We start from the raw sequence: 11,005 nt of genomic DNA on the forward strand, positions 1-11,005 counted from the left end.
CGTTAATCTTCCAGCGGGGCGAAAATCTGCTGCAAATCTTCCTGCGTGAGGGCCATCTTCTGCGCTTCGCCTTCGGCCAGGATCGATTGCGCCAGTTCCGATTTCTTTTGCTGCAGCAGCTGGATTTTTTCTTCCAGGGTGCCCTTCGCAATCAATTTGTAGACGAACACGGGCTTGTCCTGGCCGATGCGCCAGGCGCGGTCCGTGGCCTGGTTTTCCGCCGCCGGGTTCCACCACGGGTCGTAGTGGATGACCGTGTCGGCGGCCGTCAGGTTCAAGCCCACGCCGCCCGCCTTCAGGCTGATCAGGAAGATGGGCACGGCGCCCTGCTGGAAGGCGGCCACTTGCGCGCCCCGGTCCTTCGTTTCGCCCGTCAGCAAGGCGTAGGGAATGTCGCGCGATTCCAGCTCTTCCTCGATCAATTCCAGCATGCTGGTAAATTGCGAGAAGACGAGAATCTTGCGTCCTTCATCGAGCAAGTCTTCCACCATCTGCATCAAATCAATCAGCTTGGCCGAACCGGCCGATTGCTTCTTCGCCGGCAAGGATTTCACCAGGCGCGGGTCACAGCAGACCTGGCGCAGTTTCAGCAGCGCTTCCAGGATGACGATCTGGCTGCGGGCTACACCCTTCTTGTCGATCTCTTCGCGTACTTTTTGATCCATCGCAAGACGCACGGTTTCATACAGATCGCGCTGCGGTCCCGTCAATTCCACCTTGCGCACCATTTCCGTCTTCGGCGGCAGCTCTTTGGCCACATTGTCCTTCGTGCGGCGCAGCAGGAAGGGCTTGATGCGGCGGTTCAGGAGCATGCGGCGCAGCGGGTCGTCCTGGCGCTCGATCGGATGGCGGAACTGCGTGTTAAACGTCTTTTCGTCGCCCAGCAAGCCCGGCAGCAGGAAGTGGAATTGCGACCACAGTTCGCCCAAATGATTTTCCAACGGCGTGCCGGACAAACACAGGCGGTGGCGCGCGCGCAGCAGGCCCGCACTTTGCGCCGCCTTGCTGCGCGTATTCTTGATGTAGTGCGATTCGTCGAGGATGACCAGGTGGAAATCGTGCTCACGCAAGGTCTCCTCGTCGCGCGGCAGCAAAGCGTAGGTGGTCAGCACCAGGTCGCATTGGTCGATCTGGTCGAATTGCTGGGCGCGGTCCTTGCCTTGCAGCAGCAACACTTTCAGGCTGGGCGCGAACTTGGCCGCCTCGTCCTGCCAATTGCCCATCAAGCTCGTCGGCGCGATCACCAGCGCCGGGTGCGTCAAACGTCCCGCTTCCTTTTCCACCAGGATATGCGCCAGGGTTTGCACAGTCTTGCCGAGGCCCATGTCGTCGGCCAAAATCCCCGCCAGGTCATGGTCGCGCAGGAATTGCATCCACGCCAGGCCATCGGCCTGGTAGTCGCGCAAGGTCGCTTGCAAGCCGGCCGGGGCCGCCACTTTTTGCACGGAACCGAACTGGCTCAGCTTGCGGCCCATGGTGCGCAGCTGCTCGCCGCCCGTCCACTGCATGTCCAGGCCCCGTGCCAGCTCTTCCAGGCGCGCCGCGTCCAGGGTGGACATGCGCACGGCATGTTTGATCTTGTCGCTGAAGTACAGTTCCCCCAGGGTGTTCAGGATGGGGCGCACTCTGCCCCACGGCAGGGCCACGCGCGTGCCGTCCGGCAAGGTCGCCAGCATCTGGTCATCGTCGGCATGCGCTTCGATGACTTTCGGATTGAAATCGTTGGGCGCGTTGCGGATCAGCTGCACCAGCACGGGCAGCAACGGCACGCGCTCATGGTTGACGACGATGCCCAGTTCCAGCTCGAACCAGGCGTTGCCGCTGTCCGGGTCCCGGTCGTCGATCTCCGCGTACCAGTCGCCCACGTCGCCCACGTCGTAGCGGTACTTGGCCGTCTTTTCCACGATCCAGCCCTGCTTCAGCAAGGCGTCAATGCCGGACTCGGCAAAACGCAGCCATTCCGCCTGGGAAGGTAGTTGCAAGGCCCCCTTCAAGCCGCTCAAGGGGGCAGAACCCGGCTTCTTGAATTGCAGCTCGGCCAGGGTGGCCAGGGCGCGCGCTTCATCGAGCGTGTTTCTCTGGATAATTTCCGTCACCTCGCCCACTTGCCGCACCACGCGCTGCGACGGGTCGAACGAGACGCGCTCGCCATCGTAGTCATAGGACAGCACGGCGAAGTCGCTCCAGCGTTGCGCGCTGCCATCGGCCAGCATGGCGCTGTCGAGCAGCAAGACCGGTTGCGCCGGCACGTCCTTGCGCAAGCGCTGCGGCAAGGGCTGCGGCAGCGGCATCAAGTGCTGCAAGCCCTGCGCCAGCAGCAATTGCGACACGCGCACCTTGTCGTTCGCGTTCAACGGCGGCGCCTGCGCCACCAGCGCTTGTAGATCGGCGAGGGAAATGTCGGAGCCGCCCTGGTTCAGTTCCAGCACGCCACACGACAGGTTGTCGATGTACCACGGCGGATCGGTGGGCAGCATGTAGTCGATCTGGTCGGCGCCATGGTGCTTCGCGCCTTCCGGCGGATCCACTTGCCAGCCCAGGCGCATGGTCTTGCCTTCGTCGCGCCAGAACAGGCGCGCGGGGCGCACGGGACCTTCCTTCAACGGATACACGAGGCCATTGCCGACATCGGCCCAGGAATTGGCCCACAACAATTTATCCTGCTCGGCCAGCATTTTCAGCAGGGCCGCGCCCACCTTGCCCTTCGGCTCCGTGGCACTGCCCGTCTGCGAATTCTGCCCGCTGCGCATGGCCACGAAGAAACGCACGAGGTCTTCGTCGGCCGGTGTCAGGAATGTGGGAGGCGCCGACAGCAGGGAAAAGATTTCGCTGATGGGACTAGCCGCCGCCACGTCGCCATTCGGCCGCAGCCGCGCCTTGTACAGGCACAGGGCCACGTGGCGGCCACCGCTGGTGGGCGCCAGCACGTAGATCAATCGATGCTGGTTGAGTTTGGGATCAGGCTCGGCTATCGTCAGCACGGCCTTCGGATGGGCGGCAGCCTCCACCCGCTGCAGCCAGGTGGCGACGGCATACGGCAAAGGCGCTCCCGGCGCGCTGGCCGGGGCAACTGGGGTTTCACTGGTTTCGTCGCGGGTAAAATCCATGGGGCGCATTTTTGTGTAAAGGTCTTATCCAAATCGGCAACAGGCAATATTATCCGCCATACAGCCGTTGCTGGCTTGATTCACACACGCTCTTTGAGCAGTTTTAATGCGCGATGCCTAAAAAATAAGTATTTAATACGACACTTGGGACCCGCAGGTGGCAAAAAAGGCCCGTCACGGGCCTTTTTTGCCACCTTTGGCCAGCTTGTCAGGCCGGCACAGTTTCTTCTTCTGCCACGCTGGCGGCCTCGACTACCGATGCAGTGCTCGTATCGGCCGGCGTAAAGTTGCGCAAAAACAAGAAGAACTGGCCCATCATCTGCGTCCACAGTTGCAGATTGATATTCAGGTACTCGCGGCTGACGCCACCGGCGACCAGCACATCCATCTCCAGCACGACGAAATCGCCATGCTGGGCCACGCGGGCAAAACGCTTGCTGCGGTGCCATTCGGCCAGCAAGCCTGCCGGCAGGTCGCCACCCTGCACGCGCAGCGGGCAGCTCAGGGTCAGGTCGGCGTACTGGCCGGGCGATGCTTCGTTACCCCACAGCACCTGAAAGCCGATGCCGTGGCTGGCACTGTGCAGGCGCACGACGCCGTCGTGTTCGATGCTGGTGACGGCGCAGCCGGCCGCCTTGATGGCCTCGGCCGTTTGTTCCGCATTCAGGGTGGTCAGCAAGTTGTTGGTGTGTTCCATCGTCATTCCATTCATTTCAAAAAAATAAAATTATTGGGGGCAGGTATTTCTGTTTGACGCACATCAAAGCGGCCCTGGTACAACTGGTCGCCGTACTGCTGCGCGATTTGCTCGAGTTTCACTCTGCTTTGCGCGGCGAACGGCTGGCGCGCTTGCATGACGCCCAGCACGTCGAGGCCCTCATACGCTTGCAGGATTTCCTGTCCGGCCGCATACAGCTGGGCATTCTTGCTCTCGCAGCGCGCCAGGGCGCCCCGCTGGGCCGTCACTTCGCCGTCGAGGCGCGCACGCTCCGCTTCGATCTGCTTGCCCGTCGCGGCCAGCTGTTCGCTGGCCTGGCGGTACTGCGCCAGGTTGGCGGCCGCCTCGTGCGCGGCGGCGGCGCTGCGCTGTTGCTGCTCGCCCAGTTTTTCCCGTTGCGCGCGCTCCTGCGCCAGTTGCGACTGGCTGCGCGCCAGCTCCTTTTTCAAGCCGTCGCTGGCGGGCGCGGCGGCTGGTGCGGCCTTGGCGGCAGGCACACCCTTCGCTTTGAGCAATTCCAGCTCGCCGCGCGTCTGCTGCAATTGCGCCGTGACATTGCGCAACTCGGCCCGCAGGCGCTCTTCCATGCTTTGCCCCTTCTGTCCCTGCGCCTGGGCTGCGCCACCGGCCAGCAGCAGCAGCAGCAGCAGCAGCAGCAGCAGGATCGGCAAGCGCATTTTGTTGGATATCAACATCATGGCTCCTTAAAAACGCGCGTTCAATTCGATTTGCAGGGTGTCGATCGACAGCGCCGAACCGAACACTTCGCGGCTCGACGTCCAGCGGCCGTTCAACCAGGTGTTCTTGTCGAGCGCATACGCGCCGCCCAGGTAGTAGCCACGCGCATTCGTGCCGCCCAGGTGGAAGGTGGAATCGTTGTAAGCGTCAGGCAAGGCGTCCGGTTCGATGCGCTTGTAGCCGAGCAGCACGTTCCAGTCGCCGCGCGCCGCCGGGCTGGCCTTGCCCAGGGTCGCCTGCAGCATGTAGGCGTTGCCGCCGCTCCTGAAATCGGCTTGCGAGACGCCGCCCGTGCCACCGAAGTTATTCATGATGCCGCCCTTGGCGCGCGCCCACATTTCGTTCTTGTCGTAGGCCATGTTGCGCACATAATCGCCTTCGATGCGCAAGTCCGTGCCGCCGGCCACCCTGCTATCCCAGCGCGCATTCAGGTTGGCCAGGCGGAATTTCGACGCCAGGCCCACGAATTGCGGCTGCGGCGTATTTGCCGGGTCCAGCGGGTTCAGTGCGATATTGCGCAGCAGCATCAAGCTATTGCCCTTTTGCATGCTCGACGGACGCGACCAGTCCGTGCTGCAGCCATCGGCGCCCGCGTACAGCGCGCACGGCTGCGAATACTCGCCGCTGATATTGCGGAAGTTGTAGTAGGCCAGCGCGCCGCGCAATTGATGGTCGCTGTTGATCTTCCACGAGGCGCCCACTTGCGCGCCCAGCAGCCACTTGTTCTCGCTGGACATTTTTGCCTGGCTGCGGCTAGGCGCATTGTCGGACGAATACTCGAGCGGAATCAGGCCCAGGGTGCCGAACACGGTGACATCCTTGGCCGCGCCCACCGGCTGCTGCACCTTGGCGGCGATGCCGTCGAAATTGAGTTCGCTGGAAAACAGTTCGTCGCCGGAGACGAACGGGTTATCGAAGCGGCCCGCCGTCAGTTTCAGCCAGGAAGCGGGCTGGTACGACAACCAGGCCTGATCCAGCCAGATGTTTTTCTTGCCCAAGCCGCCACCGAGCGTTTGCGTGGTGGACACCGGGCTGTCGTCGTTGCCGCTGGCCAGGCGGATGCCCGCTTGCGTGCTGTCGGAAATGTCGGCCAGGATGCCTAGGCGAGCACGGGCGCGCAACAAGTGCTTGCGGTCCTCGCGCGTGTTCAGCAACGCCGGCAGGGCCAGGTTGGTGTTCGAATTGACGTCGTAGCCGCTACCGCTGTTGAGCGAACGCCAGTCGATTTCGATATTGCTGTTGGCCATGTCGTAGTAGCGCGATTCGTAGCGCGCGCGCACATCGCCTTCCAGGCGGATGCGCTTGGTCCAGGCCGGCGTTTCATTCGGCGCCGCCCAGCCGCCCGCCTTGGCCTCGGCCATGACCTGGCTCTTGATGTCGTCGCGGATCTGCTCGCGCACGGTTTGCGAAATATACGGCACGCGCACGTCGCCCGGCTGTACTTGCGCCAGGGCCACCGGCGCTGGGGCCGGACGCGCTTGCGCTTGTGCCAGCGCTTCGCTCTGCGCCTGCGCCAGCAAGGCTTCGCCGGCATCCTTGTTCAGGGCGCCGCTCTGGATCAGGCCACGGATCAGTTTGACCATGGTGCTGTCGGCCGGTGCAGCAGTTTGGGCTTGTACCGCGCCCGCCGCCACGCTCAGGGCCAGGGCAGCCAGCGCCAGCGGAAGGCGGCGCAGGCGCTGTGGGGAAGAAAATATGAGGTTCATCGCTTCTTTCGGTAAAAATTAATATGAATTAAGGACGCTATGGCCGGCGGCCTTTGATCGAGACGCGGGCCGGAAAACGCAGGGACGCCGGGGGGCGCTCATCGGCGCGGAAGTCGCGCACCATGGCCAGCACCTGTTCATCCGTCTGCGCGTTGCCCGTGCCTTGCACAAGGTGGACCTTAGCCGTCCGGCCTTCAGCATCGAGCCACAGGTCGACGCGGATGTCGGCAAACGCCAACTGGCGCGTGCGCGGGTCGCGGGCAAAGGCCAGCTGCAGCGCGTTGGCCACATAGCGGCCATACGATCCCGCGCCGAGGCCACCGCCACCGCCGCCGCCCGTCATGCCGCCGCCGCGCCCGGCCTGGATGCCGAAGGCGTCGCTGCCGGCCTGCGCCGCGCCGTCGATGGTGACGGGGTCACCCTTGTCCGGCGACGGACTTTCCGGCGCGTCATCCATGGGTTTGTCGGCCGGCGTCGGTTCCGGCTCAGACACTTCCGGCACCACCTTGTCGGGCGTCGGTTCCGGCAGTTTTTCCGGTTCCGGCGGCGGTGGCGGCGGGGGTGGCAGCATCAGCATCGGCGGGGCCGCCACTTCGCGCTTGGTGGCCGCCGTGTCCGACAGCAAATACCAGACCAGCGCGGCCAGCGCACCGGCCAGCAGCACGCCGCCGGCCACGCCGCCCCAGCGGCGCCACCACTGCGCCGCGCCCGACGGTTCCGAGGCGGCCATCTTCATCATGTCGTCACGCTTCACCTTGCGCTCCTCATGCCGGCTTGCCGGTCACCAGGCCCACCTGGTTCAGGTCTATGCGGCGCAGCAAGTCCAGCACTTCGACCACTTTCGCGTACTGCACGGCGGCATCGCCGCGCACGATCACGGGGAAGTCGGGCGTCAGGGCCTTTTCCGTGCGCAAACGCTCTTCCAGCTCGGGCAGGGTGACGGGATAGGCGTCGAGGAAGACCTGGCCCCCGTTATCGATGGTGATGGCCTTGGTCTTCGGTTTTTCCAGCGCCATGGCCGAGCTGGCCTTGGGCAGGTCGACCTTGATGCCGGGAATGCTGGCGTTGCTGGTCAAGATGAAGATCACCAGCACCACCAGCAGCACGTCGACGAAGGGCGTGATGTTGATGCCGCCGCTACGCTTGCGGGGGGTAAACTTGGCGGAGGTGGCCATGGTTATGCGCCCCTCACGCCTGTTGCAGCACGGGACGCATCTGGCGTCCGTCGCCCTGCTCTTCAGCCAGACGCGTGGCAAATTCATCGACGAAGACAGCCATATCGGCGACGATGGCGTCCGAACGCGAGGACAGCCAGTTGTAGCCGAACAGGGCGGGAATCGCCACGCCCAGGCCAGCCGCCGTACACAGCAGTGCTGCCGCCATGCCCGGCGCCACCGAGTTGATATCCACGGCGCCGGCCATGGCCGCCACGACGAACACCAGCATGATGCCGATCACGGTGCCGAACAGGCCGACATACGGCGCGCCTTCGATGGTGGTCGAGAGCCAGATCATGCGTTTCGACATGCGCTCGCTTTCGCGCACCATCACGCCATCCATGGCGGCGCGGATGGCGCCGATCGTCGCGTTGGAGACGGCGTTCAGGTCGTAGCCACGGTCATGGCGGCGGCGCATCTCGTCGATGGCCACGTCATACAGACGCCACAGCGAGGAATCCGTCTTCACGGAAGCGCTCAGCTTGCCGTTGCGCGCCAGGTGGTCCAGCGGCGCGCCGGCCGCTTCGTGGAAGGACTGCATGAATTGCGCATTGGCGCGCGCGATGGCGCCATAGCTGCGGCCCTTGCCGATCATGATGATCCACGACAAGACCATCATCAGGCCCAGCACACCGACGACGATCCAGGCGTCGAGCGGCATGGCGGCGATGATGAAGCCGAAATGGCTTTTGCCGGCCTGCTGTTCGTCGGCGCCAAACACGGCCAGGCGCGATTCGGAACCTTGCGAGACGGCGTCGGCCAGCAGCAGGGCATCGGCGCGGGCAGTGCGCGACAGGCGCAGCTCATCGATGGCGCCCGTGAAGTTGTTCAGGGTGGCGTTACCGGAGGCGACCGACGGCGCATCGGCGCCCACCGAGGCCGCCGTGGTAAAGGCCGGCAGCGCGGTAGCCAGCGAGACGGCCGGGCGGCCGCCCACGTACAGGGCCACATTGGCTTTGTCGGCCTTGACAGCCAGGTGCGACCATTGCGCGGCCTGGATCGGCTGGCCGGGCTTGCTGCGCTGGCCATTCACCTGCACGAAAGGCACACCCTGGTCTACGCCGATCAGCAATTCATTGGCGCCGTCGCGGCGGGCATACAGCACTTGCTGCGGGCCCAGGTTGTCGGGACGCACCCAGGCGGAAAAGGTGAATGGCGCGCCGGCGGCCAGCGCCAGCGAAGGCGAGGCAGGCAGCATCAGCGGTGCCGTACCCAGGCGGGCGCCGGCGCCGATGACGGAACCGTCCAGCGCCGGCACGGCCGTCTGGGCATGGTTGCCGTAGGCGGTGCTGTCGCGCGAGGGTACGCCAGGCTCGGTGAAGTGGTACACCAGGCTGTAGTCAGGATCGAAGGTACGCTGGCCATTGCCGGAAGCGGGCGCCTTCGGATTGCCGTAGTACATCCACAGCTGCTGCGGCGTGCCGGCGCTCAGGGCCGGCACGTCGACCCAGATCAGGGCGATGCCCAAGAGCGGATTGAATTGCTCGATCTGGTGGTTCAGCACCGTTTTATCGTCGCCCGCCACGAAGCGCAGGTCGGCGCCATTGTCGCTGACGCCTTCAAAGTTGAAATTACCCGAATGCAAGCGCAGCAGCACGGGAATGCGGCCGGGATCGCCGCCCACGGCGCCGGCCTTCGGGCCGGCATCGACGGTGACGGGTTTGCGGTAAGCCCAGTCGGGCTGCCACCAGGCATGCGCCAGGCCGGGAACGAGCGTGCCCAGGATCGTGAGCAAAAAAAGAAAACGTTGCATGACAGTGATTCTCCGAAGAAAAGTCTAAAAAAGTGCAGTGCTGGTGAGCTGGCCCGTCAGTAGCTGGCCGACAGGTTGAAATTGATGCGGCGCACGTGTTTGTGCGTGCGCGGGCCATCGCGCAGCGGGTAAGCAAAATCGATGCGGCCATTCAGGTAGCGCAGGAACTGGAAGCTGCTGCCCACGCCCACGGAGGCCAGGCCGAACAGGTCTTTCTGCTCGATCATCGGATCGCGCAGGCGCAGGCGCGCGCCATCGGCAAAGGCAAACAGACGCCAGTTTTCCAGGCGGCTGAAATACGTCAGCTGGGGCGTGCGCCATTCGACGCTGCCCGAGACGCCGTAATCGCCCGTCGCTTCGGCCGACAGGTAGCCGCGCACGGAATTGGCGCCGCCGGCGGCCATCTGCTCGCCCGATACGAGTGCCGCATCGGCCAGCTGGCCCGACATGCGGCCATGCAGCTGCGCGCCGCTGCCCAGGGTGTACGTGGCGTTGGCGTCGCCCTTCAGGACGAGAAAGCTGGGCGAGGCCTTGTAGCGCTTGTTGTCGTAGGCGGCGCTGTTGCTGCCATAGCCGAACGCGGCGCGCGTGCCGGCCACCAGCGACAGGCCCAGGCCATACGTCGCCGCATCCGTCTGCGCAAAGCCGTTGTAGGCCACGCTGAGCGGCACGTATTTCAAGGGAATGCTGGAACCGGCGCCATTCAGTTGCAGCGCTTCCTGGTTATCCTTGAAATCGATGCCACCGCTAAAGCTGTGCCACCAGATGCCGCTGTTGGGCACCGTGTAGTTGACTTTCATGCCCAGCGCGTGGCCCTTGCCCAGCACGCTGGTACCGCCCGTGCTGGCCACGTTGCTGTTCGACTGGTAGCCGGTCGCTTCCACGCTCCAGCCCTGCGTGCCGATGGGCGCCACGTACGAGGCGGACCACACGCGGGTCTGGTTCAGGTCGCCCGGCGTGCCGAAAAAGCTGATGGTGGCGCTATGCCCCATCTGCCACAGATTGTCGTGGCCAAGCGAGACGCTGCTGCGCAGCTTCTTGGTATCGGCGCTGTAATCGTTGTTCAAGCCGACACTGGCGCGCCATGGGCTGCTGTCTTCCACTTTCAAGTCCACATCCATGGTGCCGGGCAGGCTACCCTGCTTGACCAGCGGCATCACCTGACGCTTGGGTCCGCGGTTCAGGGCCGTCAGTTCCACTTGCGCCTGCGTAAAGTCGGGTACCTTGCCTTCCGTCAGGGCCGGCACTTGCTGGCGCACGTCGAGCGGCGAGTTGTATTGCGCACCGACCACGCGCAAGCGTCCCACCTTCGTCTCGCTCACCTGCAGCACCACCACACCCTGCTCCACCTGCTGCTCCGGCAAGTCCACGTAGACGGACTGGTAGCCGCGCGCCTGATAAGCCGCAACGAGGGCGTCGCGCGCCCCTTCCACGTCCTTCAGGGTGCGGCCCGGCCCCAGGAAGGGCGTGACCGCCTCTTCGATGGCACGCGCATCGAGCACGGTATTGCCGCGCACCAGGTATTCCTCGATCGTCACTTGCCGTTCCGGCGCGGCCGGCGCGGCGGCAACTGTTTCCTGAGCGCAGGTCATGCCGGGCAGCGCCAGCATGGCCAGGCACAGCATCGTCAAGGCGGTCGCGGGTGCCGCGGGTGCCGCCCCCTTGCCCTGTTTTTTCATCTCACGCATCTTCCATTCACCTTAAAATCAAACGGTTGCCCTGTGTTGCGGCGCTGGGCCGGCGTTTTTTTGCTGCTAATGCTGATC

Annotated in this window: 8 protein-coding genes; all 8 read right to left on the minus strand. The window is 64.3% G+C overall.

From position 1 onward, the window contains the following. Positions 1–2: 2 nt before the first annotated feature. The gene (locus ACQ4WS_RS10510) at positions 3–3,107 is read right to left on the minus strand and encodes a DEAD/DEAH box helicase (protein ID WP_436475980.1); all 3,105 of its coding nucleotides are present in this window, start codon (positions 3,105–3,107) and stop codon (positions 3–5) included. A 208-nt stretch (positions 3,108–3,315) separates the two neighbouring features. After that, positions 3,316–3,804: a YbjN domain-containing protein gene (locus ACQ4WS_RS10515; RefSeq protein WP_436475981.1), complete on the minus strand. Its 489-nt coding sequence runs from the start codon at positions 3,802–3,804 to the stop codon at positions 3,316–3,318. An 11-nt stretch (positions 3,805–3,815) separates the two neighbouring features. Continuing rightward, complete coding sequence (locus ACQ4WS_RS10520; RefSeq protein ID WP_436475983.1) at positions 3,816–4,523, minus strand: hypothetical protein; 708 nt, start codon at positions 4,521–4,523, stop codon at positions 3,816–3,818. A gap of 6 nt (positions 4,524–4,529) precedes the next feature. Beyond that, positions 4,530–6,269 carry a putative porin gene (locus ACQ4WS_RS10525; protein ID WP_436475985.1) on the minus strand — a complete coding sequence of 580 codons (1,740 nt, stop codon included), beginning with the start codon at positions 6,267–6,269 and terminating at the stop codon, positions 4,530–4,532. Between the two features lie 37 nt (positions 6,270–6,306). Next, a complete protein-coding gene (locus ACQ4WS_RS10530; RefSeq protein ID WP_436475987.1) occupies positions 6,307–7,023 on the minus strand; it encodes an energy transducer TonB in 717 nt (238 codons plus the stop codon). A 10-nt stretch (positions 7,024–7,033) separates the two neighbouring features. Further along, a complete protein-coding gene (locus ACQ4WS_RS10535) occupies positions 7,034–7,444 on the minus strand; it encodes an ExbD/TolR family protein (RefSeq protein WP_436475989.1) in 411 nt (136 codons plus the stop codon). Positions 7,445–7,457: 13 nt separating this feature from the next. Beyond that, positions 7,458–9,239: a DUF2341 domain-containing protein gene (locus ACQ4WS_RS10540; RefSeq protein WP_436475991.1), complete on the minus strand. Its 1,782-nt coding sequence runs from the start codon at positions 9,237–9,239 to the stop codon at positions 7,458–7,460. Positions 9,240–9,295: 56 nt separating this feature from the next. Beyond that, positions 9,296–10,927 (minus strand): ShlB/FhaC/HecB family hemolysin secretion/activation protein, encoded by a 1,632-nt coding sequence (locus ACQ4WS_RS10545; RefSeq protein WP_436475992.1) that lies wholly within the window; start codon positions 10,925–10,927, stop codon positions 9,296–9,298. Between the last annotated feature and the right edge of the window lie 78 nt (positions 10,928–11,005).

This window comes from Janthinobacterium leeuwenhoeki (assembly GCF_051380795.1).
Classification (GTDB): Bacteria; Pseudomonadota; Gammaproteobacteria; order Burkholderiales; family Burkholderiaceae_D; genus Janthinobacterium.

Coding starts and splice junctions, on each gene's coding strand:
- ACQ4WS_RS10520 (WP_436475983.1), bottom strand. CDS start 4,523: ATGATGTTGATATCCAACAAAATGCGCTTGCCGATCCTGCTGCTGCTG.
- ACQ4WS_RS10525 (WP_436475985.1), bottom strand. CDS start 6,269: ATGAACCTCATATTTTCTTCCCCACAGCGCCTGCGCCGCCTTCCGCTG.
- ACQ4WS_RS10510 (WP_436475980.1), bottom strand. CDS start 3,107: ATGGATTTTACCCGCGACGAAACCAGTGAAACCCCAGTTGCCCCGGCC.
- ACQ4WS_RS10535 (WP_436475989.1), bottom strand. CDS start 7,444: ATGGCCACCTCCGCCAAGTTTACCCCCCGCAAGCGTAGCGGCGGCATC.
- ACQ4WS_RS10545 (WP_436475992.1), bottom strand. CDS start 10,927: ATGCGTGAGATGAAAAAACAGGGCAAGGGGGCGGCACCCGCGGCACCC.
- ACQ4WS_RS10515 (WP_436475981.1), bottom strand. CDS start 3,804: ATGGAACACACCAACAACTTGCTGACCACCCTGAATGCGGAACAAACG.
- ACQ4WS_RS10540 (WP_436475991.1), bottom strand. CDS start 9,239: ATGCAACGTTTTCTTTTTTTGCTCACGATCCTGGGCACGCTCGTTCCC.